The 21,107-nt window shown below is 67.2% G+C and carries 22 protein-coding genes, 1 tRNA gene and 1 pseudogene; 10 read left to right on the forward strand and 14 right to left on the reverse strand.

What is annotated here, in order from left to right; all coding sequences use genetic code 11:
* The first annotated feature begins 13 nt into the window (after positions 1-13).
* Positions 14-592 (forward strand): hypothetical protein, encoded by a 579-nt coding sequence (locus tag DI269_RS12530; protein ID WP_112136420.1) that lies wholly within the window; start codon positions 14-16, stop codon positions 590-592.
* Between the two features lie 272 nt (positions 593-864).
* Here the strand turns inward: DI269_RS12530 and DI269_RS27060 are convergent, their stop codons facing one another.
* Positions 865-1,005 (reverse strand): hypothetical protein, encoded by a 141-nt coding sequence (locus DI269_RS27060; RefSeq protein WP_157974940.1) that lies wholly within the window; start codon positions 1,003-1,005, stop codon positions 865-867.
* A gap of 162 nt (positions 1,006-1,167) precedes the next feature.
* Here DI269_RS27060 and DI269_RS27065 point away from each other — a divergent pair, with 162 nt between their 5' ends.
* On the forward strand, positions 1,168-1,839 hold the full coding sequence (locus DI269_RS27065) for a hypothetical protein (RefSeq protein ID WP_157974941.1): 672 nt from the start codon (positions 1,168-1,170) through the stop codon (positions 1,837-1,839).
* Positions 1,840-1,859: 20 nt separating this feature from the next.
* On the opposite strand, the pseudogene DI269_RS29070 reads toward DI269_RS27065, so the two are convergent.
* A pseudogene (locus tag DI269_RS29070) lies at positions 1,860-2,585 on the reverse strand (SAVMC3_10250 family protein); the annotation flags it as partial.
* 341 nt (positions 2,586-2,926) lie between these two features.
* Positions 2,927-3,011, reverse strand: a tRNA-Leu gene (locus DI269_RS12535).
* Positions 3,012-3,167: 156 nt separating this feature from the next.
* Here DI269_RS12535 and rph point away from each other — a divergent pair.
* Positions 3,168-3,896, forward strand: coding sequence for a ribonuclease PH (gene rph, locus DI269_RS12540; protein ID WP_112136422.1), 729 nt, complete (start codon positions 3,168-3,170; stop codon positions 3,894-3,896).
* Positions 3,893-4,480: an RdgB/HAM1 family non-canonical purine NTP pyrophosphatase gene (gene rdgB, locus DI269_RS12545; RefSeq protein ID WP_112136425.1), complete on the forward strand. Its 588-nt coding sequence runs from the start codon at positions 3,893-3,895 to the stop codon at positions 4,478-4,480. Before rph ends, rdgB begins: the two co-directional genes overlap by 4 nt.
* 61 nt (positions 4,481-4,541) lie before the next feature.
* Here the strand turns inward: rdgB and DI269_RS12550 are convergent, their stop codons facing one another.
* Positions 4,542-4,994: a peroxiredoxin gene (locus DI269_RS12550; protein WP_112136427.1), complete on the reverse strand. Its 453-nt coding sequence runs from the start codon at positions 4,992-4,994 to the stop codon at positions 4,542-4,544.
* Positions 4,995-5,175: 181 nt separating this feature from the next.
* On the opposite strand from DI269_RS12550, the gene DI269_RS12555 reads away from it, so the two are divergent.
* Both DI269_RS12555 and DI269_RS12560 read left to right on the forward strand, forming a co-directional pair.
* On the forward strand, positions 5,176-6,306 hold the full coding sequence (locus tag DI269_RS12555; protein WP_112136429.1) for a lytic polysaccharide monooxygenase: 1,131 nt from the start codon (positions 5,176-5,178) through the stop codon (positions 6,304-6,306).
* Positions 6,307-6,440: 134 nt separating this feature from the next.
* Positions 6,441-7,328 carry a CHAD domain-containing protein gene (locus DI269_RS12560; protein WP_112136431.1) on the forward strand — a complete coding sequence of 296 codons (888 nt, stop codon included), beginning with the start codon at positions 6,441-6,443 and terminating at the stop codon, positions 7,326-7,328.
* A 54-nt stretch (positions 7,329-7,382) separates the two neighbouring features.
* Here DI269_RS12560 and DI269_RS12565 read toward each other — a convergent pair whose 3' ends face one another.
* The 4 genes from DI269_RS12565 to DI269_RS12580 are packed head-to-tail and all read right to left on the reverse strand — an operon-like array spanning position 7,383 to position 11,686.
* On the reverse strand, positions 7,383-9,026 hold the full coding sequence (locus DI269_RS12565; protein ID WP_232822726.1) for a DUF885 domain-containing protein: 1,644 nt from the start codon (positions 9,024-9,026) through the stop codon (positions 7,383-7,385).
* A 4-nt stretch (positions 9,027-9,030) separates the two neighbouring features.
* Positions 9,031-10,677 (reverse strand): DUF885 domain-containing protein, encoded by a 1,647-nt coding sequence (locus tag DI269_RS12570; RefSeq protein WP_112136524.1) that lies wholly within the window; start codon positions 10,675-10,677, stop codon positions 9,031-9,033.
* A gap of 50 nt (positions 10,678-10,727) precedes the next feature.
* The gene (locus DI269_RS12575) at positions 10,728-11,219 is read right to left on the reverse strand and encodes an NADH-quinone oxidoreductase subunit J family protein (protein ID WP_112136433.1); all 492 of its coding nucleotides are present in this window, start codon (positions 11,217-11,219) and stop codon (positions 10,728-10,730) included.
* On the reverse strand, positions 11,216-11,686 hold the full coding sequence (locus DI269_RS12580; protein ID WP_112136436.1) for a 4Fe-4S binding protein: 471 nt from the start codon (positions 11,684-11,686) through the stop codon (positions 11,216-11,218). The genes DI269_RS12575 and DI269_RS12580 overlap by 4 nt, the downstream gene beginning before the upstream one ends.
* Before the next feature lie 205 nt (positions 11,687-11,891).
* On the opposite strand from DI269_RS12580, the gene DI269_RS12585 reads away from it, so the two are divergent.
* Together DI269_RS12585 and DI269_RS12590 are read left to right on the forward strand one after the other, a co-directional pair.
* Positions 11,892-12,368: a hypothetical protein gene (locus tag DI269_RS12585; RefSeq protein WP_157974942.1), complete on the forward strand. Its 477-nt coding sequence runs from the start codon at positions 11,892-11,894 to the stop codon at positions 12,366-12,368.
* A 117-nt stretch (positions 12,369-12,485) separates the two neighbouring features.
* Positions 12,486-13,118: a class F sortase gene (locus DI269_RS12590; protein WP_157974943.1), complete on the forward strand. Its 633-nt coding sequence runs from the start codon at positions 12,486-12,488 to the stop codon at positions 13,116-13,118.
* On the opposite strand, the gene DI269_RS12595 is transcribed toward DI269_RS12590, so the two are convergent.
* Entirely contained in the window at positions 13,115-13,456 is a 342-nt protein-coding gene (locus DI269_RS12595; RefSeq protein ID WP_112136442.1) for a hypothetical protein, read from the reverse strand. The genes DI269_RS12590 and DI269_RS12595 overlap by 4 nt on opposite strands.
* Positions 13,457-13,820: 364 nt before the next feature.
* Here DI269_RS12595 and DI269_RS12600 point away from each other — a divergent pair, with 364 nt between their 5' ends.
* Together DI269_RS12600 and DI269_RS29075 are read left to right on the forward strand one after the other, a co-directional pair.
* Positions 13,821-14,666: a helix-turn-helix domain-containing protein gene (locus tag DI269_RS12600; RefSeq protein ID WP_112136444.1), complete on the forward strand. Its 846-nt coding sequence runs from the start codon at positions 13,821-13,823 to the stop codon at positions 14,664-14,666.
* 30 nt (positions 14,667-14,696) lie between these two features.
* On the forward strand, positions 14,697-15,020 hold the full coding sequence (locus DI269_RS29075; protein ID WP_112136446.1) for a DUF397 domain-containing protein: 324 nt from the start codon (positions 14,697-14,699) through the stop codon (positions 15,018-15,020).
* Here DI269_RS29075 and DI269_RS12610 read toward each other — a convergent pair.
* The 5 genes from DI269_RS12610 to DI269_RS12630 all read right to left on the reverse strand — a co-directional run bounded on the left by DI269_RS12610 (position 14,952) and on the right by DI269_RS12630 (position 20,919).
* Entirely contained in the window at positions 14,952-15,764 is an 813-nt protein-coding gene (locus DI269_RS12610) for a sugar phosphate isomerase/epimerase family protein (protein WP_112136448.1), read from the reverse strand. The genes DI269_RS29075 and DI269_RS12610 overlap by 69 nt on opposite strands.
* Positions 15,761-16,852 (reverse strand): dihydrodipicolinate synthase family protein, encoded by a 1,092-nt coding sequence (locus DI269_RS12615; RefSeq protein WP_112136450.1) that lies wholly within the window; start codon positions 16,850-16,852, stop codon positions 15,761-15,763. Before DI269_RS12615 ends, DI269_RS12610 begins: the two co-directional genes overlap by 4 nt.
* Entirely contained in the window at positions 16,849-18,006 is a 1,158-nt protein-coding gene (locus DI269_RS12620) for a Gfo/Idh/MocA family protein (RefSeq protein WP_112136452.1), read from the reverse strand. Before DI269_RS12620 ends, DI269_RS12615 begins: the two co-directional genes overlap by 4 nt.
* Before the next feature lie 184 nt (positions 18,007-18,190).
* Entirely contained in the window at positions 18,191-18,556 is a 366-nt protein-coding gene (locus DI269_RS12625; protein ID WP_091052758.1) for a hypothetical protein, read from the reverse strand.
* A complete protein-coding gene (locus DI269_RS12630) occupies positions 18,553-20,919 on the reverse strand; it encodes an SseB family protein (protein ID WP_112136454.1) in 2,367 nt (788 codons plus the stop codon). Before DI269_RS12630 ends, DI269_RS12625 begins: the two co-directional genes overlap by 4 nt.
* Positions 20,920-21,107 lie beyond the last annotated feature (188 nt).

Here is a 21,107-nt window from a genome sequence, read left to right on the forward strand (position 1 = left end):
CGGAGGATGCTCGATGTTCCAAGACCCCCCGCCAGATCGCGAGTTCGATGAGGCGGAAGCCTATCCGCTCATGGAGCAGATCGTGCTCGACACCATCTCGGAACTTCCGGACTTCCCCGGTTTCGAGAAGCGGATCTACCTCCGGCCTGAAGACTGTGCCGAAGCGCTCGGAAGCGGCTATGAAGGTTGGGTCGCCCTCGAAATCAGCTACACGTTCAGCGATGCGACCTCCTCATTGCCGCTGGTCCGGACGGACTACACCATGCTCCTCCGCGAGCAGTGGGAGTCTGAGGGCTACAACATCCACCGAGACGACATCGCACTCGATACCGGTCGCGGGTCCCTGGAGGCGGAGCGGCCGGACGGAATCAACCTGTGGTGGTGGGTCGCCGACAGCGTATCCCTGACCTTGCAGACCGGATGCATCCCCGCCACCGAGGGGTTCGACAAGCCCGACTACATCCCCCCTGCCGGTGGTGTCCTCCCCGAGAGCGACCCGGCGGCCCAGAACCGCATGAATCCCCCGGAGAGCTCAACCAGCAAGGCCATCGACCCGTTCGCCACCACTTCCGAGAGCCCCAGCGGTGGTTGAGAATCGAAAGGAAACACGATGCTCCACCGAGTTGACAGGGCTTCCCTGAACGGGCAAACTATCGCCGATCCCAAAGAGGCGAGTCCAGTTGTTCTCACTTCTCGACGCCGTTCGGTTTCTGAGCGGGAAGGCTTCGATTCCTGAGATTCTCGATCACGGTCCACGTCGTCCCGGACAACCGCTTCGATAGTATCGAGCAGCTTGCCGGCTATCTGGCGAACTGACAATCGTCGCCGCTTTGCGGAGACGCTGTTCAACTCAGGCAGCGAGGGTTAGTTGAGGCACATCGCGAAGGCAATAGCAATGCCGGCGTTGACGACATGATCGCCAAGGGCCCGCAGGACGTTTTCAAGGTCCGCCGCCAGGAGGGCATATTCGTGGCCGCGCCCGAGATCATAGAAAATCCAAAGCATGCCGAAGAGCTGAATTCCAAGCACATCATACTGAGCAATGCGAATTTCCGAGCGAGCTGATATTCAAGTACGAAGTCGATACCGAGAGTTCCAGTCCTGAGAACTCTAGAATCCAACCATTTGTCGCATAACAGTAGCACAGAAACATGGTCAGAATTTCAATTGACCATCAACCCGGAAGAACTCGAATTGATCTCATATTTCTTGATTCCCTTGGCCCTATTGATGTTGTTCATTGCGAACCGGATCGGGATACAAACGGGACTTCGACTGGGATTCTCTCAATACGACCAGGCCGCACTGACCTCAAATCTTATGGAAAAGCAGCTCACGATCTTGCATGAGCAGCATCGACTTCACATCGAAGATCAGCGTCGCCAGAGATTTGAGGAACGGACTGAAATCGCGTACGAGGCACTATCTCAATGGCTGCATAGCCTACGCCAAGCAGTGGATTTGGTCCAAGATGGCTGCCAAGGTGAGCTGCAGGATCTAGAACGGGCGCGCGCGCAGCTCGAACGCTGGCCATGGGACACACTTCGGGCTCCTTTGCAGATCGCCCCATATGAACCCTACTGGAGCCCAGAGATCTGGTACCAGCTCGCCCGTTTTCAAGAAATATCCGCAAGGTTCAGCTTTGATGCGAGACTCGCATTGACCGCAAGAGAACTGCTCCTCAATTCAAAAGAAGAGCGCTGCTACTGGTTCCCCTATGAATTGGAGAAACTTTGGGAATCATGCTCGGATCTGCGAAAGACTTTGGATACCATAGTACGCCAGAGCCGCCGTGACCTCAAGGAGGGAATCGAAGTTGCAGGAGAGACCAACTCCTGATCTTCTTGCACCGCTTCAACGTAGAGCGGGGTTGCAACAACAAGTCTCTGTCCATACCGTGCCTGCTCGACATTTCGCAGGACGCGTGCGTAACCCCGGAGTCTTCCTCGTTGAGAAGGGGTCTGATCTCGGATTGCCATGTGGTGAATGATCTCGGCCTGGTCATCCAATGAGCCATAGCCTTGGCAGGAGATGAGCTCTTCTGGGAGGGTGGGAATCGCGAACATGCCTTCTTTCTCACGCTGATGCAGCTCGAGAATTACGTCATACATCCACTCGCTTCCCGAGCCACTCCTCCCCATCGTCATTCCAACACGTTCAGTAAGATTGAATGATGAACCACATAGGAGGATTGCAAGATCTCGCTCTTGGCCGATCTCATGCTTCCATCGCAGTCCCGCAAATACAGCTACGTCATCTGAACGACTGCCAGTATCCCTCCGAAGGGTACTGGATCCGAGGTCGAGGTCAAAGCGAACCCATTGATGCACTCGGATTCGTGGATCCACGATATCATCGATAACAGTCTGGTCCAAATACCTCACCACATGATGAAGCTTCTTAAAATCTATTTCAGTTACGGATTGTTGTCGAGTTCGCTGATATTCAGCCTCGACGAAGTCAAGATTCGCCTTGATTCGCCATATGTCTTCCTTGACATTGAGTCCCTCGATCGCCCCGAACTCATTTGCCAACTTCAACGAAGAGAGATATCTCAATATCATGGGGTTCTTCCGCGAAAGCATTAAGATCCATCCCCCTAAGAACTCGCATTTCCATAGCAAGGATAACCGAAACGGTGCATCAATGCACAGTTCGGCAAGACCTCACGTCGCGCGCACGTGAGCAGACCGCCCCGTGATGGTTCGCCTGACACATATTTTCGGCCAAATGATGCGATCAGGACTGAATTATGAATTTTTACCAGAATTGCAGATACACAATTCTGTAGCCGCCTTCGAGGCGTCAAGCCCGCAGCGTCGACCGGATCGAGATCGAATCTTGGATCATTGCGGGTGGCTCCGCCCCTGCAGGTAAAGCCACGCGCACTGATCCGTGATCATCGAGATGAGCTCAACGATCACTTTGGTGCGCGAGGGGGGACTCGAACCCCCACGTCCTAGGACACAGGAACCTAAATCCTGCGCGTCTGCCAGTTCCGCCACTCGCGCGGAGCGCGACGTGGCGGACCGAATGTACAGTCGCCGCTCGCGCGCCCTGCGGCCTCGCCGCGACCGGGGATGGGGCCGGTCGTGTGCGTGCCGATGCTCTCATTTGAGCAGCAACTAGTGTGTCACACGCCTGTACGCTGCCGTAGGCTGGTGCGGATGACTCGACCTGACAAGCGCGCGGCCGACGAGCTGCGCCCCGTGAAGTTCACCCGCTCCTGGACCGACCACCCGGAAGGGTCGGTCCTCGTCGAATTCGGCCGCACCCGCGTGCTCTGCACCGCGACGGTCACGCCGGGCGTGCCGCGCTGGCGCCGCGGCTCGGGCGAGGGGTGGGTGACCGCCGAGTACTCGATGCTCCCGCGCTCCACGCACTCGCGGTCCGACCGCGAGTCGATCCGCGGCAAGATCGGCGGCCGGACCCATGAGATCTCTCGCCTGATCGGGCGGTCGCTGCGCGCCTGCGTCGACTTCAAGGCCCTCGGCGAGAACACGATCACCCTCGACTGCGACGTGCTCCAGGCCGACGGCGGCACCCGCACCGCCTCGATCACCGGCGCCTACGTGGCGCTGCACGACGCGGTCGACTGGCTCAAGGAGCAGAAGCTCGCCCGCAAGCCCGACAAGATCCTCACCACCTCGGTGTCGGCGATCAGCGTCGGCGTCGTCAACGGCGTGCCGGTCCTGGACCTGCCGTACGAGGAGGACGTGGCCGCGTCGGTCGACATGAACGTCGTCTGCACCGGCGAGGGCGACTTCGTCGAGGTGCAGGGCACCGGCGAGGAGGCGGTCTTCAACCGCACCGAGCTCGACCAGCTCCTGGACCTGGCCCTCAAGGGCTGCAAGGAACTCGCCGGCCTCCAGGCCCGGACCCTCCTGACCTCATGAGGGTGCTCCTGGCGACCCGCAACGCGGGCAAGGTGGACGAGCTGCGCCAGATCCTGGCCGAGGCCGCCCCCCACGTCGAACTCGTCGGCCTCGACGCGGTCGAGGAGTACCCCGAGACCCCCGAGACCGAGCTGACCTTCGCCGGGAACGCGCTGCTGAAGGCCCGCGACGGCGTCAAGCACACCGGCCTGGCGACGATCGCCGACGACTCCGGCCTGGCCGTGGACGCCCTCAACGGCATGCCCGGCGTGCTCTCGGCCCGCTGGGCCGGCAGCACGAACAAGGACGACGCGGCGAACAACGCCCTGCTGCTCGACCAGCTCGCCGACGTCCCCGACGGCCTGCGCTCGGCGCAGTTCGTGTGCGCGGCCGCGATCGTGCGGCCCGACGGGCGCGAGCTCGTCGTCCACGGCGAGATGCCCGGCCGCGTGATCCGCGAACCGAAGGGCGCCAACGGGTTCGGTTACGACCCGCTGTTCGTCCCCGACGGGTTCGAGCTCACCAGCGCGGAGATATCCGCGGCGGAGAAGAACGCGATCTCCCACCGCGGCAAGGCATTCCGCGAGCTTGCGAGCAGAATCTGAAGCACAGTAGGGAACTGGCGACGAAGATCTGAAGGAAGAGGCGGCCTCCGGGCCGCCTCTTTCACTTCCTCGCGTTGAGGATCTCCAGGGCCTTGTCCGCGTGGGCGCGCATGTTCATCTCGCTCTTGACGACGCCGATGACCTCGCGGCCGGCACCGATGACGAACGTCTTGCGCTTGGTCGGGACGATCGTGATCTTGCGCCGGACCCCGAACTCCTCGGCGACCGCGCCGTCGGCGTCGGACAGGAGCGGGTAGCCCAGCGAGTGCTTCTGCGAGAACTCGGCCTGGCGCGCGACCGCGTCGGTGGAGATGCCGACCGGGGTGGCGCCCAGCTCGCCGAACTCGGCGGCCAGGTCGCGGAAGTGGCAGGCCTCGGCGGTGCAGCCCGCCGACATGGCGAGCGGGTAGAAGAACAGCACGACCGGGCCGTCGGCGACGAGGTCGTCGAGGCTCCGCGGCTTGCCCGTCTCGTCGTCGAGCGTGAATGCCGGGGCGGTGTCTCCGATGTCCATGACGCCCAGTCTATCCACGTGCCCGGCTTGCGCCATCCGTCCGCAAGGGGGGCGATTGCGCTTCACGCCTCAATATAGATACACTCGAATATAGCAATTCGCGTCAGCAGCAGTCCAAAAGATCGCGCGGGCTCGCAGGGCCTGGTTGGGAGCGCTCCAGAACCGGCAAGGGAGTTACTCCATGTCCACTACCGCCACGGCGGTGCTCGGCGGCAGACGCCGCCGCATCGCCGCCGTCATGTCGATGGTCCTGGCCGCCGTTGCGGCCCTGACGATCTCGACGCTATTCACGAAGAGCGACGCCGAAGCGCACGGGGCGACCGTGTTCCCGGGCTCTCGCCAGTACCTGTGCTACTTCGACGCGCTCGGCGGCAACGGCGCGCTCGACCCGTACAACGAGGCCTGCCAGTCCGCGCTGGACCAGGGCGGGGCCACCCCGTTCTACAACTGGTTCGGCAACCTCGACTCCAACGGCGCGGGCCGGACCGTCGGGTACATCCCCGACGGCCAGATCTGCAACGGCGGCGGCCGCGGCCCGTACGACTTCTCGGCGTTCAACGACCCCGGCGACTGGCCCAAGACCCACGTGACCGCGGGCGCGACCGTCCAGTGGCGCTACAACAACTGGGCCCACCACCCCGGCAAGTTCGACCTGTACATCACCAAGGACGGATGGGACCCGAACCAGCCGCTGGCCTGGGACGACCTGGAGAAGTTCCAGACCTTCACCAACCCGGCCTCCAACGGCGGGCCCGGCAGCAACGACCACTACTACTACGCGAACCTGACGCTCCCGCAGAAGTCCGGCTACCACATGGTGTTCACGCACTGGGTGCGCTCGGACTCGAACGAGAACTTCTACGCGTGCTCCGACGTGGTCTTCGACGGCGGCAACGGCCAGATCTCCGGCGTCCGCGCGGGCACGAGCTTCCCGGGCAACGACGGCGGCGTCGTCTCCCCCAGCACCAACCCGACGAGCCCGACCACCAGCCCGACGGGCAACCCGACCGGGGCCTGCACCGCGACCGCGGCCGTCTCCTCCTGGAGCGGCGGCGCGACGGTGAACATCACCGTCAAGAACAACGGCACCACACCGGTGAGCAACTGGATGATCCACTGGCTGTGGCCCCCGAACTCGGGGATCACGATCAGGGACTACTGGAGCTCGACCATAACGTCGATGGCCGACATGCAGATGGCCGGTCCAGCCGCATGGAACGGCACCATCAACGCGAACGGATCGGTGAACTTCGGCTTCAACGTCACGGGCAACCTGACGACGATGCCGGCGATGGAATGCATCCCGGGATGACAGCCGGGTGATCGCTCCGGGTGACGACTTCACGTCCGGAACCTGAACGATCGTCGAAAAATCGCCGCTTCCGCTCCTCCCTCCGGGAACCCGCTGGAATACTCATTGCAGCAGGTCTTCCGGGGGGAGGAGCCATGTCAGCAGCCGCAGCGGCACCCATGAGAGCCGCGACCGAAGAGCCCATGACCGCGTCCACACGTGCGGGCGCCGTCGTCCAGTACTACATCTCCAGCCAGGTCGACGCGCTCAACCGCGCGATCGCGGCCACCGAACGGCACGCGCCCGGCTCCGCCGGAGGCGTCCGCGCCGTGATCCACCGTCTGCGCACGGCGATCCGCGGCTACGAGCACCTCTTCGCCGAGACCCCGCACGGGGGCCCGCAGCTCGACCAGCTGCTGGCGGCGCTCAAGCACACCGAGGACCTCGAACGCCTCCGCGTCCACTTCGCCGACCGCTTCGACCAGCTCGGCCTCACGGTCGCCGAGTACCCGAAATGGTATGGCGCCCTTGACGAGGAGGTCCGCGAGTCCTACCGGCAGATCGAACGGGTGCATTCGCAGGCGTGGGTCGCGGCCCTGCTCGGGCAGGTCCGGATGTTCGCCGAGCACGCGCGGTTCACCCGCGACGGCGACAAGCCCGCGTCCTCGCTCATGGCGGTCCTCTCCAAGTCGAAGATCCACCTGCTCGACACGTACGCGAAGATGAGCCACGCGACGGACCTCGTCGCCGCCCGCGACCAGATGCGGATCGCGGCCCGGGAGACGCACTTCCTCGCCGAGGCCGCCGAACCCGCGCTCGGCCGCGCCGCCGACGAGATCATCGCGCCCGTGTCCGATCTGGGCCATCTCCTGGTCCAGTACCGGCAGGCCGTGGTCGCCCGCAACTGGCTCCTGCGGCTCCCGGGCGCCGACCGCGCCGACCGGCTCTCCGCGAGCCTCGCGGACCTGGAGAAGGAGCACCTGCGCCAGCTCGGCGAGCAGATCGACGCCGCGACGGCAGACATGTCGGAGCGCTGGCAGTAGAAGAAAAGCGAACGGCGGGCACCCAGATGGGCGCCCGCCGTTGTCGTGTCTTGACTACCCGCGCATGATCGCCGCGAGGTTGTCCAGGCCCATCGGACCCAGCTTCAGCGCCGCGGTGTGCCACGCCTTCAGGTCGAAGTCCGCGCCGCCCGCGGCCTTCGCCTCGTCGCGGGCCGCGACCCACGCGCGCTCGCCGAGCTTGTAGCAGATCGCCTGCGCCGGCCAGCCCGCGTAGCGCACGATCTCGGGCCGGGCCCGGTGGAGCGGGACGCGGCCGCGGGTGTGGAGCACGTCGAGCGCGACGTCGAAGGTCCACTCCTTGCCGTGGCGCTTCGCCTCGGCCTCCGGCAGCGGGTAGCCGAGGTGCCAGCCGATGTCGATGACCACGCGCGCCGCCCGCATCGCCGAACCGCCGAGCATGCCCAGGCGCGAGCCGGTGTCGGTGAACCAGCCGAGCTCGTCGCACAGCCGTTCGGCGTACAGCGCCCAGCCCTCCGAATGCCCGGACACGTTGCCGAAGACCCGCGTGAAGCGCGACAGCCGCTCGCCGGCGATGCGGGTCTGGCCGACCTGGAGGTGGTGGCCGGGGACGCCCTCGTGGAACAGGGTCGTCAGCTCGTCCCAGATCCCGAACTTCTCGCCTTCGGCGACGGGCCACCAGGTGCGGCCCGGCCGGGACAGGTCCTCGCTGGGGCCGGTGTAGTACGGCGCGCCCGAAGAGGACCCGTGCACGAGCTGCACGTCGAGGTCCATCAGCCGCGGGTCGATGTCGAAGTGGACGCCGTTCAGGGCGTCGAGCGCGGTCCGGTGCTTCTCCTCCAGCCAGGCGAGGAACGCCTCGTGGGTGTCGAGCGACCGGGTCGCGTTCAGGTGCGCGGTGACCTCGTCGAGACTCGCCCCGGGGAGGATCTGCGCGGCCTCGGCGGCCATCTCCTCCTCGATGCGGTGCAGCTCCTCCCAGCCCCACGCGTAGGCGTCGCGCGGGTCGAGGCGCTGCCCGAGCGTGTACCGGGCGGCGAGCAGGTACCGCTCCTCGCCGACGCCGTCGTGCTCGACGGCGTGCGGCAGGTACTCGCGCTCCAGGTACTCGGCGGCCGTGAGGAATCCGGCGTAGGCGGCCTCGGCGGCCTGCCGCAGCTCCTGCGCCAGCGGGCCGTCGCCGTAGGCCGTGAGGTGCTTGTCGAACACGCGGGCCTCGACGGTGCGCCGTGCCTGCTTCGCGCCTTCGACCGCCTGGCGGACTGCCACGGTCTGGCCCGCTTCGATCCCGGCGTCCATGGTCCGGCGCCAGGTCCCGAGCATCTCGGGGACGGCGGCCATGCGCGCGGCGTTGAGGCGCCAGTCGTCCTCGGTCTCGCGCGGCGCGACCGAGACGTAGCTGACCACGTTCTGGAGGATCCCGAACGGGACCATGAGCGCCCGGCGCCACTCCCCGGCCTCGTGCCGGTCGACGAGCACGGCGAGGCGCTCGGCCATGTGGCGGCGGGCCAGGTCGTCGTCCGGGCCGGTCGATTCGAGGGCGTTCAGCTTCGCGAGCGTGTCGCGCTCAAGCTTCCCGCGTTCGGCTTCGGCGTCGGGGCCGAAGTCGGTGGCGACGCCGAAGTCGCCCTTGACGCCGACGGCGCCGGCCCACATCGGGCTCAGGCGCGCGAAGGCGTCGATGTACTCGTCGGCGAGCGCGAAGATCGGGGTCGTCACGGCCTCACACCCCCCGCAGGGTGGACGCGAGGTTGTCGAGCCCGATGGGGCCCAGGTTCAGGGCCGCGGTGTGCCACGCCTTCAGGTCGAACTTCGCACCGGCGGCGGCCTTCGCCTCGTCGCGGGCGGCGACCCACGCGCGTTCGCCGAGCTTGTAGCAGATCGCCTGGGCCGGCCAGCCCGCGTAGCGGACGATCTCCGGGTAGGCGCGGTGCTCGGCGATGCGGCCGCGGCTGGTGAGCACGTCGAGGGCGACGTCGAAGTTCCACCGCTCGCCGTGGAGCTTCGCCTCGGCGGCGGGCAGCGGCAGGTCGAGGTGCCAGCCGACGTCGATGACGACGCGGGCGGCGCGCAGCGCGGAGCCCTTGAGCATGCCGAGGCGGGTGCCCTTCTCGGTGAACCAGCCGAGGTCGTCGGAGAGCCGCTCGGCGTACAGGGCCCAGCCTTCGGCGTGGCCGGAGACGCTGCCGAAGACCTTGGCGTAGCGGGAGATGCCGTCCCCGGCGACCTTCGACTGGCCGATCTGAAGGTGGTGTCCGGGCACGCCCTCGTGGAAGACGGTGGTCAGCTCGCCCCAGGTGCGGAAGCGCTCGCGGTCGGCGACGGGCCACCAGGTGCGGCCGGGGCGGGACAGGTCCTCGCTGGGGCCGGAGTAGTAGGCCGACCCGGCGGAGGAGCCGGTCACGAGCTGCACGTCGAGGTTCATGAGCTGCGGGTCGATGTCGAAGTGGACGCCGTTGAGGGCCTCCAGCGCGCCGCGGTGCTTGGCCTGGAGCCAGTCGAGGTACTCCTCGGGGGTGTCGACGGCCTCGGTCGCGTCGAGGTGCGCGATGACCTCGTCGAGGCTCGCCCCGGGGAGGATCTTGGCGGCCTCGGCGGTCATCTCGTCCTCGATGCGGTGCAGCTCGTCCCACGCCCACGCGTAGGCGTCGTGCGGGTCGAGGTCCGCGCCGAGGGTGGACCGGGCGGCGAGCAGGTAGCGCTCCTCGCCGACGCCGTCTTCGGCGACGGCGTGCTGCGCGTAGGTGTGCTCCAGGTAGTCGGCGGCGGCGGCGAACGCGGCGTACGCGCCTTCGGCGGCGTCGCGGAGGTCCCCGGCCTGGGCGCCGTCCCCGTAGGCCTTGAGGTGCTTGTCGAACACGCGGGACTCGGCGTTGCGGCGGGCCTGCTTGGCGCCTTCGACGGCCTGGCGGACTGCCACGGTCTGGCCGGCTTCGATCCCGGCGTTCATGGTCTGGCGCCAGGTCGCGAGCATCTCGGGGATGGCGCGCATGCGCGCGACGTTGAGGCGCCAGTCGTTCTCGGTCTCGCGGGACGTCAGGTCGATGTACCCGGTGAGGCTCTGGAGCAGGCCGTAGGGGACGCGCAGGGCGCGGCGCCATTCGCCGGCGTCGTGGCGGTCGACGGAGACCTGGAGGCGCTCGGCCATGTGGAGCCGGGCGAGGTCGTCGGCGGGGCCGGTGGATTCGAGGGCGTTCAGTGTCGCGAGGGTGTCGCGGTCGAGCTTCGCGCGGGCTTCGACGGCCTCGGGCCCGAAGTCGGTGGCGACGCCGAAGTCGCCCTTGATGCCGACGGCGCCGGCGAACATGGGGTCGAGCTGCGCGTACGAGGTGATGTACTCGTCGGCGAGAGCGAAAATCGGTGAGGTCATGCGCATCAGCTTACCGCCCGGCTAGGAAGCGTTTGTTTCAAGATCCGCGGTCACCGTGACCTGGTCGAGACCACCACTGCCCCGACGAGCGCTGACAGGAGGAGCAGCGACAGCACCTCGAACGGAAGAACCCATTCCGCGAAGACCGCCTCCCCCATGGCGGCCGCGTCGCCGACGGAGCGCACTTCGGCCTTCGTCCACCCGAACGCCCCGACCATGACGGCGGCGAGCCCGAGCCCGACGCCGCCCGCGATGAGTCCCCCGGGCCAGCGCACCCGGTCGATGTCCTCCGACCTATCGGTCGGCGCCTTCGTGAGCATGGTCGCGAACAGCAGCAGCACGACGATCGCGCCGACGTAGACGAGGACGAGCACCCACGCGAGGAACTCGGCGGCGAGCACGAGCGCGGCTCCGGCGATCCCGGCGAACGCGACGGCGAGCCACAGCCCGGCCCGCACGATCCGGTCGGTCCTGACCACGGCGAGGCCGGCGCCGAGCGCGAGGATCCCGAACGCGGCGAGCAGCACGTCGGCGAGCGTCACGCGTCCTCCTCCTCCTCTTTGGGGAGTTTCGAGGGCGGCACGTGCTCCAGCCACTCCCCCAGGTGCTGCTTGTCGTGGAGGAGGTTGCGGATGTCGCCTTCGGCGTAGGCGAAGTCGGGGGCCCAGAAGAGGGCGTCGAAGGGGCACACGTCGACGCAGATCCCGCAGTACATGCACAGGGAGAAGTCGATGTCGAAGCGGTCGAGGACGTTGACCTGGCGGGGGCGGGCAGCTCCCTCCACTTCGACCGTCTCCTTGTGGGAGTCGATGTAGATGCACCAGTCGGGGCATTCGCGGGCGCAGAGCATGCAGGAGGTGCAGTTGCCCTCGTGGAGGGCGATGACGCCCCTGGTGCGTTCGGGGAGTTCGGGTTCGTTCTCGGGGTACTGGCTGGTGACGGCACGGCGCGTTGCGGTCCGCGCGGTCGCGGCGAGACCGCTGACCAGACCGCTCCCGGGAAGCCTCATGTCCTCAGCTTGTCAGATGACACCGCTGGAATCCAGCCCCGACAAGCGGTTCGGCATATCGGGCTGTCCGATTCCCGACGCTTCGGGCCGCGGCCCGTTTTCCGATGAAAGCCCCTGCACTCGCGTTGCCAGCCATTACCGTGAGCAGTTGACACGTCACGTCTTACCGGGTCGGTCCCGGTGACGATCGGGAGGAACCGTGCCCATGCGAATGACGCAGCCCATCCGGGGGATGCTCGCGGCGATCGCGCTCAGCGCCGCGGTCGTGCTGTCCAGCGCCGCTCCGGCGAACGCGGCCATCACCATCACGCTCTCGCAGACGACGGGTACGGAGGGAACGCTGGTCGGGGTCATGGCCTCGAACTGCGACCAGGACGCCACCGGCGACGTCGAGGGCACGAACGTCAGCTTCAAGCTGCCCAAGAACAACAACAATGCCACCGGGACCTTCACCGTCTCCAACGATATGAAACCCGGGTCCTACACGATCTCGGTGACCTGCGGTTCGGATACCGCCACCGCGAAGTTCACGGTGACCTCGGGGACGGCTCCGGCGACCGGCGGCGGCTCGACCGCTTCCGATGCGGCCGCGATCGCCCTGTGGTCGGGCGCGGGCATCGTCCTCGCGGCGGCGGCGGGCATGTGGCTCCTGAAGCGCCGCAGCGGCGTGACGACCGCCTAAATGGACGTATCGGATTCTGAGAAACAGCTTGAGAGGCCCAGCCACCGGCCGGAACCAGCGTTCCGGCCGGTGGCCGCTGTGGTCCTCTCAATGCTCCTGGCAGGAGGCCTCGGCCTGATGCTGGGAAGCGTCACGCCCGTCCCGTCCCTCCACTGGCCCGAGTTCGGCAGCCCCTTCAAGGACGACCCCTTCCTCATCGCCGACCCCGCCGGCGGCGACTGGCTCGACCGCTCCGAGCCGACCCGCGTCGACATCGACCGCCTCGACGTCCACGCGCCTCTGGTCGCGCTCGGCCTGGACTACAGGGGCAACTTCGAGGTCCCCAAGATGTGGCGCCCGCACGAGGCCGGCTGGTTCGAGCCGGGCCCGACCCCGGGCGAGTTCGGGCCGACGGTCCTGATGGGCCATGTGGACACCGAACGCAGCGGTCCGGCCGTCTTCTACGCCGTGAAGCGCCTCAAGGAGGGCGACGAAATCGAGCTCACGCGCGAGGACGGCATGGTAGTGGTCTACGAGGTCACCGAGGTCGAGTCCTATCCGAAGAAGCGCCTCCCGTACGAGGACATCTTCGGCGTCGAGCCCGAACCGGTCCTCCGCCTGATCACCTGCGGCGGCGAATTCGACCGCGAGTCCGGCGACTACACCGAGAACGTGGTCGTCTTCGCCGCCTACACCGGCCACCACCAGGCGACCGAAAAGGACCTCGCCCGCCCCCTCAACGGCAGGGACGCCTTCAAAGACCGCGACTAACGCGCGATCAACCTGGCATCGGCCTCGATGCCCGGACTGAGCCGGTCGCCCCTCCAGGCGGCCTGCCATATGGTCGGGGAGGCGGCCGGCTCGGTGAAGAACGCGACCAGCGAAGGCTCCCTTCCGAATCCCTCGCTGTAGCGGATGCGGTGCAGCGTCAGCTCCGCAGTGGACCTCTCGACGAGGAACCGGACCTTGGCCCCCATGCCGATACCACGGGTGAACTCTCCCAGGTAAAGCCACGGGTACTCGACCATCGCGGCGGTCCAGACGACGCGGTCGGGGGTCGGCCTCGGCGAAGGGGGCGTGTCGACGAGGGCTATGGTCAGAAGTGCCATGAGAGTTCACCTCTCTTGGGGTAGGCGGCCTGCTGGCTTCTCGCCAAAGATCTTCCAGTGGGCCGCCGCCTGTGCGACCTATGCGGTTGTGCAAGTGGGCGATGGCCCTCGAAACGGCCCGCGCCTTCGGTCTACGACTCCGAAGGAGCGGGCCGAGGTCGTGCATCGGCTGCACCGCCCGGTCCCCCACGTCGACCGGCCGGCCTGCGAGTCAGCAGCGTTCGCGTTCGACCTGATGCGAAGTCTGCGGCTTTTCGCCCGTGATCCATATCATACATGCAACCAAATCGTTATGCAACTTGCATGAGACCCGATTGTGTGACTGATCTTTGCCTAAACGCGGTCTGCATGAAATACTCAGCCCATGTACGAGCTGCGCAGCCCAACAGTCAAGCGCCGCCGCATCGCCAAGGAGCTCACCGCCCTTCGGGAACAGGCAGGGCTGACTCGCAGTGCAGCGGCGAAGGCCCTCGACATGAGCCCGGGCAATCTGGGGCGCATCGAGAACCGCGAGATCACCGCGAGACCGGTGGTGGTCCGTGCCGCCCTGGCCCTCTATGGAGTGACGGGCGAGCAGGCGGAAGCGCTGATCGAGCTTGCACGAGGGGCGACCGAACGCGGCTGGTGGCAGAAGTTCAGCGTCATTCCCGACTGGTTCGGCTTCTACGTCGGCCTCGAAGAAGCGGCGGTCTCGATCGAGACCTACGAGTCCGAGGCGGTTCCGGGCCTCTTCCAGACCGCGGACTACGCCCGGGAGCTCTTCCGCTTGACGACCCATGACGCCGAGATCGAACAGAAGGTCGATGCCCGGCTCCAGCGCCAGAAAATCCTGACCCGCGAGAACCCGGTGCGGATCTCAGCAGTGATCAACGAGGCCGTCCTGCTGCGCCCGGTGGGGTCGCGATCGCAGTTCCGCACCCAGCTCCAGCACTTGCTCGAACTGTCCGAGCTCCCGAACATCACCTTGCAGATCCTGCCGTTCTCGGTCGGCGGACATCCAGCGATGTCAGAACCGTTCACGCTCTTGAATTTCCCCGACCCTACGGAGGGTCCGGTCGTCTATCTCGACGGTTACATTCAAGGGCAGGTCCTGGAAGAACAAGAAGATGTAAGCGTTTACCAGAACGCCTTCGATCGCCTGGAAACACTCGCGGATTCCACCTCCGAGACCCGTGCAAAAGTGAGCCAAGTCATGGCTAAGCTTTACTGATCATTGGCTCGGATCTCAAAAAGGTGACAAATGAACGCTCTTGCCTGGCGCAAGTCCAGTCGTAGTGTCGGCAACGGAAACTGCGTTGAGGTGGCCCCGACCGCGGAGGCAGTCGCGGTCCGGGACTCGAAACTTCCTACCGAAGGCGACTTCCCGCACCTCCTTCTGGACACCGACACCTGGACCGGCCTCATCACCGCCATCAAGTCCGGCGAAGTGGCGTTAACAGCGCCAAATCAGCGAATTAGAAAGGGCCGCCCATCAGGCGGCCCTTTCTTATTGTGTTCAGGCGACCACGCGTTCGAAGGCGGCCTTGGTTTCTGCGAAGACCTCTGCGCCCGGGCGGGCCCATAGGGCGTCGTTGAACAGCTCGACCTCGATGGGGCCGGTGAAGCCGGTGGCGTCTACTTCCTTGAGGTAGCGCTTGAAGTCGATGCAGCCGTCGCCGAGTTGGCCTCGGCCGGTGAGGACTCCGGCGGGGAGGGGGGTGATCCAGTCGGCGAATTGGAAGGAGGCGATTCGGTTTTCTCGGCCTGCTCGGGCGATGCCCTTCCAGACTTCGGGGTCCCACCAGATGTGGTACGTGTCCACCACTACGCCTACGGCCTCAGGAGAGAACGGGGCTGCTAGGTCCAGGGCTTCCCCGAGGGTGGTGACCACGCACCTGTCACTCGCGAACATTGGGTGCAGGGGTTCTATTGCCAGCGTGATGCCCTGCTCTACAGCGTAGGGGGCTAGTTCTTCCAGGGCTTCTTTCACGCCTTCGCGGGCTTGGTCGATCGTTTTGCCTTCGGGGATTCCTCCTGAGACGAGGACCAGCGTCGGGGCTCCTACTGCTGCGGCCTCTTCGATCGCTTTTCTGTTGTCAGCGATCGCTTCCTTGGTTGGGTTGGTGAAGAAGCCTGCCCTGCATAGGCTCGTAACTTCGACCCCCGCGTCTTTCACCAGCTTGGCGGTCGCTTCGACACCCATCTCCTGCAACGGTTCCCGCCACAGGCCGATGCCGACGCCCTCGCGGGCGCAGGCTTCGACGGCTTCGCGCTGGTCCCAGAACTTCGCGGTGGCGTGGTTGAAGGAGAAGCGGTCGGCGGCGGTCATGCGAGGGTCCGGGGAGGTTGGCCTGCGGTTTTGAGGAGGGCGTTGAAGCGGTCGATGGCGAGGTTCTCGTCGGGGAAGAGGTTGACTTCGAGGGCGAGGTCGACGATCTGTCCGAAGTGCTCGATGGAGCGGGCGGATTCGAGGCCGCCGACCATTTTGAAGTGGTTCTGGTAGCCGGAGAGCCAGGCGAGGAAGACGACGCCGGTCTTGTAGTTGAAGGTGGGGGCTTCGAAGACCTTGCGGGCCAAGGGCACCGTCGGGTCGAGGATCGCGTGGAAGCCGGCCACGTCGCCGTCGTCGAGGCGCTTGACGGCCTGCGAGGCGAGGGGCGCGAGGGGGTCGAAGATGCCCAGGAGGGCGTCGGAGTGGCCGAACTCGTCGCCGGCGATGAGGCGCGGGTAGTTGAAGTCGTCGCCGGTGTAGCAGCGGACGCCTTCAGGGAGCCTGCGGCGCAGCGAGATTTCGGCCTCGGCGTCCAGGAGGCTCATCTTGATGCCGTCGATTTTCGCGGCGTTCTCACTGATGATCTCCACGAAGACGTCTGCGGCTTCTTCGAGATTCCCTGTGCCCCAGTAGCCTTCCAGCGCCGGGTCGAACATCGGGCCCAGCCAGTGGAGGATCGCCTTGCCGCTGACTTCGCCGAGCAGCTCGGCGTACAGGGCCTTGTACTCGTCGGGGCCCTTGGCACTCGCCGCAAGCGCCCTGGAGCACATGAGGATCGTGCCCGCACCGGCGTCCTCGACCACCGCGAGCTGTTCGAGGTAGGCCGCGCGGATGTCGTCGATCGTCGCGGGGGCCGCGCCGAGCTGGTCGGTGCCGACGCCGCAGGCGAGGAGGTCGTCGGGGCCGGCGGCCTCGGCGGAGCGGCGGATGAGCTGCTTGGTGGCGTCCCAGTCGAGGCCCATGCCGCGCTGGGCGGTGTCCATGGCGTCGGCGACGCCGAGGCCGAGGTCCCACAGGTGGCGGCGGAAGCCGATGGTCGCGTCCCAGTCGACCGCGGCGGGGCGGCCGGGGCCGTTGTCGGCCAAGGGGTTCGCGACGACGTGCGCGGCGGAGTAGATGACGCGGGAGGTGAACTCGCGGGTCACAGGACCAGCTCCTCAAGCTCGATGCGGCGGCCCTCGCGCGCGGACCGGTAGCCGGCCTCGGCGAGCTGGACGCCGCGGGCGGCGGCCAGGAAGTCATGGTGCCACGGCTCGTCGTCCACCACGTGGCGAAGGAACTCTTCCCACTGGAGCTTGAAGCCGTTGTCGAACACCTCGTTGTCGGGCACCTCGTGCCACTGCTGCCGGAAGGGGATCGGCTGGTCGATGTCGGGGTTCCACACGGGCTTGGGGGTGTGCGCGCGGTGCTGGGCGCGGGCCTTGCGCAGGCCGGCGATCGCCGAGCCCTCGGTGCCGTCGACGTGGAACTCGACGAGCTCCTCGCGGTCGACGCGGGTGGCCCAGGACGAGTTCATCTGGACGACGGTGCCGTCGACGAGCTCGAAGATCGCGTACGCGGCGTCGTCGGCGGTCGCGGTGTACGGCTGCCCCTGCTCGTCGAAGCGCTCCGGAATGTGGGTGGTCACGTTCGCGATGACCGACTTGATCGGCGAGCCGAACGTGCCTTCGAGCAGGTAGGACCAGTGAGGGAACATGTCCAGGACCATGCCGCCGCCGTCCTCGGCGCGGTAGTTCCAGGAGGGCCGCTGGGCCTCCTGCCAGTCGCCTTCGAAGACCCAGTAGCCGAATTCGCCGCGCACGGACAGGACGCGGCCGAAGAAGCGGGAGTCGACCAGGCGCTTGAGCTTGCGCAGGCCGGGCAGGTACAGCTTGTCGGCGACCGCGCCGTTCTTGACGCCGGCGTCGCGGGCGGTCCGGGCCAGGGAGAGCGCGTCTTCGAGGCTGGTCGCGATGGGCTTCTCGGTGTACACGTGCTTGCCGGCCTTGATGGCGGCGTTGACGGCGGCGAGGCGGTGCTGCGTCGTCAGCGCGTCGAAGTAGATCCCGATCGACTCGTCGTTCAGCGCCTCGTCGAGGCTGGTCGTGTACTTGTCGAGCCCGTGGCGCTCGGCGACCGCGGCGAGCTTGTCGGCGCTGCGGCCGACGAGGGTCAGCTCGGGCCAGATGACGCCGCCGTCGGCGCGCTGGACGCCGCCCTGCTCGCGGATGGCCAGGAGCGAGCGCACGAGGTGCTGGCGGTAGCCCATGCGCCCGGTCACGCCGTTGAGGGCGATGCCGACGGTGATTCTCTCTGCCATAGGGATCTGCTCCAGATGATAAGGCAAGCGCTTTCATACAGTCTTGTGAAGCATACAGCAATATCGGGCCGGTTTGAAAGCGGTCTCTACACAGATTTACACAAGTCGATGCGTCTCGTCCAGGTGTTGCGCCCCTGGACAACACGCGACCCCGGTCCGAACGGACCGGGGTCGCAAGTGTCGTCTAGAGGTACTGCTCGCTGATGTCGGTGACCTCTTCGGCCGGGGCCCAGATCTGGTACACCCCGTTGTCGTAGGGCTCCAGGCCCAGCGCGCGGGCCGTGTCCGAGCGCCCGCCCCGGTATTCGAGCCGGTACCAGTCGCCGGAGGCCCCCAGCAGCAGGAACGGCTCCCCGCGCCAGGTGCAGACCGTGCGCACGTAGAAGAAGTCCTCCAGCTCGCCGATCGGCACGCCACGGCGGTAGCGCCCCTCGGCGACCTGCACGAACCCGTCGCCGCCGGTCGGCGAGTAGAGCCGCACATGGGCCCCGTCGGGGCTGGAGTCGTACTCGGCGCCCTTCCAGCGGGCGATGTAGCCGTCGCGCATCAGCCGTCCTTCCAGTCACTGGTGCGGTGGTCGAGGACGGACGCCGCCCGCTCCTCGGGCTTGGGCCGCACCAGGTCGTAGTGCCCGTCGGCGTCGCCCCAGGCCTCGCCGAGCGCGCTGTCGTAGCCGCCGCCCGCCGCGTACCCGTAGGCCTCGCCCATCGGTCCGGCCGGGGGCGGGACGTCGGCGGGCGCCGGAGCCGGCGGCAGCGCCGGGACGGAGGGCGCCTCGATGGCGGCCGGGCCGCCGAAGGCGCCGTCGACCGGGGTCCACTCACGGGTGTCGGAGTCGTACAGGGCCAGCTCGGTGACCTCGCCGCGCGAGTCGATCCGGAGGATCTTCGCGCCGTGCGGCAGCCGCACCGAGTCGACCTTGTGCTCGGGGATGCGGTCCTCGGGGGACTCCGAGGGCGCGAACCCGTCGCCGCGGAACGGGCCGGGCTCGACGACCGTGCCGCCGCGGGACTCCGCGGTCGGGAAGTCGTTGCCGCCGATCGCGGCCGGGTACAGGTCGGTCCGGTAGCCGACCCAGCGGAGCACGTGCACCGAGTCGTCGGTGGGGCTGAAGTCCTCGCTGGAGCGGATGAGCCCGAGCGCCAGGTACAGCTGCGCGGGCGTGCGCAGGTGGTCCACGGCCTCGGCCGGGTGCACGAAGCCGCCGACGCGGTCGTAGCCGCGCTCCAGGTAGAACGGCACCTGGTGGTGCGGGATGGTCTTCTGCCACAGGACCGGCTGCACGCGGTGCGCGGGCGAGGCCGCGCGCGCGGCGGCGGCGTGGCGCTTCTCCATCTCGCGGGCGAACACGAGCAGGTCCTTGGCCTCGGCCCACTTCAGCAGCGGTTCGATCTCGGGCCCGGACATGTTGGCGCCCACCGAGGTCCCGGGGTTGACGTACAGCGCGTAGTCCTGGCCCGGCCAGTGCTGGATGAGCCACCCGAACGGGACGGTGGTGTGCGGGGTGTCCTCGCCGGAGCGCTCGGCCATGCGGGCCTCGGTGGTGTACACCGTGATCCCGATGTTGCCGTCGACGACGTCGCTGGCCCACCGGAACGCCGGGTCGCCGACCCGCAGGTGCGCGGCCTCGGGGTCGCCGATCGGCAGGATCACGCTGGCGCACAGCAGGGTCTGGAGGAACCCGGCGGTGTCGCCGGTCGACGCCGCTTCAGCCAGGAGCGGCTCGGCGGTCTCGCCGTTGAGCTCCACCGGCTGCGCCGCGGCCTTCGCCTGCGGCTCGGGCTCGGCCGCGGGCCGGCGTCCGAACGCGCTCGACATCGACGCGAACGCCTCGGCCGTGCGCGGCTCCTCCGGCTGCCCGGGCGTGCCGAACGCGTCCCCGGAGGAGTAGGTCTCCGGGTACGACACCGGCGCCGGGGCGCGGGTCGGCAGCGTCGTCGGGTCGGGCTGCTGGTCGCGCAGCCAGTCCGGCGCGTCGGGCCACTGGTCCTGCGGGGACGGCCACTGCGGCTCGGCCGGGAAGGCCTCCCCGCGCGGCTGCGACCCGAAGCTTTGCGGCTGGGACGTGTAGCCCTGGGGCTGCGACGGGTTGTAGCTCTGCTGCGGCGAACCGAAGCCCTGCGGCTGCGACCCGATCCCCTGGGGCTGCGAGTAGCCGCGCGGCTGCGAGCCGAAGCTCTGCGGCTGCGGCGTGAAGTCCTGCGGGGGCTGCTGGAACGACTGCTGGGACGGCTGCGACTGGAACTGGTCGCCGAAGCCCTGCGGCTCGGCGTCCTCGCGCGGCGGCTGGCGCAGCGGCAGGCCCGCGTTCGTGGTCCCGCCGACCGTCGAGTTCTGGCCGCTGTTCAAGTCCGAGGACCGGCGCGGCGCGGGCGGGACGTCCGGGATCGGCGGCGGCGGGGGCATGAAGCTCTCGCGCTGCGCCGGCGGCGCCAGCGGGTTCGCGAACGGGTCCGGGTCGCTGCGGGTCGCGGCGAAGCGGTCCTCGCGGTACGGCTCGGCGGGCGCCGGGGCCGGTGCCGGGTCGGACGGGACGGTCGTCATGCCCTGGGCGACTTGGGAGACGAACCAGGCCGGCAGGTATCCCTCGATCGGGAGGCCGGGGTTGACCGCCAGCCACCACTCCTCGTCGGGCCACGCCTCGGCGAGCGACTGGAACGTCACGCGCCGCGACGATCCGGCGTTGTCGCGCAGGCACACCTGGAGCGCCGACTCGGACGTGAAGGCCAAGATGTGCGTGCGGTCGTCCGTGGTCCACGTGGCCCACGTGTCGGCTCCCGTGCCGTTGACCCCCTCATAGGACAGTGGGAGCACAAGTTCGATCTGCGCCAGGATGCGGAAGTATCCGTCCTGGTCCTCGGCTCGCAGCGCTTCTCTGAGGCGGTGCTCGATCTCGTTACTCGGTTCCCACATCGATCCCACTCAGCCCTTCCCCCCTACCGGTCTTGGATGGGGCGGTGTCGAGCGAACGCGGCGTCCCCTCGCGATGGTCACCGTAACGCGAGGGCGTTGTCAAGCTTCGTTCAGTAGGCTGACAATAACGAAATCATAAAGGCGAACGCGTGTCATTCCCACGCTGTGGGCCTGTCGCTGTGTAACGA

Origin of the sequence: Glycomyces dulcitolivorans, assembly GCF_003265355.1 — a bacterium.
Classification (GTDB): domain Bacteria; phylum Actinomycetota; class Actinomycetes; order Mycobacteriales; family Micromonosporaceae; genus Glycomyces; species Glycomyces dulcitolivorans.

Bases quoted from the DNA above. Each gene is read 5' to 3' on its own strand.
- DI269_RS12530 (WP_112136420.1), top strand. From the start codon at position 14: ATGTTCCAAGACCCCCCGCCAGATCGCGAGTTCGATGAGGCGGAAGCC.
- DI269_RS27060 (WP_157974940.1), bottom strand. From the start codon at position 1,005: ATGCTTTGGATTTTCTATGATCTCGGGCGCGGCCACGAATATGCCCTC.
- rph (WP_112136422.1), top strand. From the start codon at position 3,168: ATGACTCGACCTGACAAGCGCGCGGCCGACGAGCTGCGCCCCGTGAAG.
- rdgB (WP_112136425.1), top strand. From the start codon at position 3,893: ATGAGGGTGCTCCTGGCGACCCGCAACGCGGGCAAGGTGGACGAGCTG.
- DI269_RS12550 (WP_112136427.1), bottom strand. From the start codon at position 4,994: ATGGACATCGGAGACACCGCCCCGGCATTCACGCTCGACGACGAGACG.
- DI269_RS12555 (WP_112136429.1), top strand. From the start codon at position 5,176: ATGTCCACTACCGCCACGGCGGTGCTCGGCGGCAGACGCCGCCGCATC.
- DI269_RS12560 (WP_112136431.1), top strand. From the start codon at position 6,441: ATGTCAGCAGCCGCAGCGGCACCCATGAGAGCCGCGACCGAAGAGCCC.
- DI269_RS12570 (WP_112136524.1), bottom strand. From the start codon at position 10,677: ATGACCTCACCGATTTTCGCTCTCGCCGACGAGTACATCACCTCGTAC.
- DI269_RS12580 (WP_112136436.1), bottom strand. From the start codon at position 11,686: ATGAGGCTTCCCGGGAGCGGTCTGGTCAGCGGTCTCGCCGCGACCGCG.
- DI269_RS12585 (WP_157974942.1), top strand. From the start codon at position 11,892: ATGCGAATGACGCAGCCCATCCGGGGGATGCTCGCGGCGATCGCGCTC.
- DI269_RS12590 (WP_157974943.1), top strand. From the start codon at position 12,486: ATGCTGGGAAGCGTCACGCCCGTCCCGTCCCTCCACTGGCCCGAGTTC.
- DI269_RS12595 (WP_112136442.1), bottom strand. From the start codon at position 13,456: ATGGCACTTCTGACCATAGCCCTCGTCGACACGCCCCCTTCGCCGAGG.
- DI269_RS12600 (WP_112136444.1), top strand. From the start codon at position 13,821: ATGTACGAGCTGCGCAGCCCAACAGTCAAGCGCCGCCGCATCGCCAAG.
- DI269_RS29075 (WP_112136446.1), top strand. From the start codon at position 14,697: ATGAACGCTCTTGCCTGGCGCAAGTCCAGTCGTAGTGTCGGCAACGGA.
- DI269_RS12610 (WP_112136448.1), bottom strand. From the start codon at position 15,764: ATGACCGCCGCCGACCGCTTCTCCTTCAACCACGCCACCGCGAAGTTC.
- DI269_RS12620 (WP_112136452.1), bottom strand. From the start codon at position 18,006: ATGGCAGAGAGAATCACCGTCGGCATCGCCCTCAACGGCGTGACCGGG.
- DI269_RS12630 (WP_112136454.1), bottom strand. From the start codon at position 20,919: ATGTGGGAACCGAGTAACGAGATCGAGCACCGCCTCAGAGAAGCGCTG.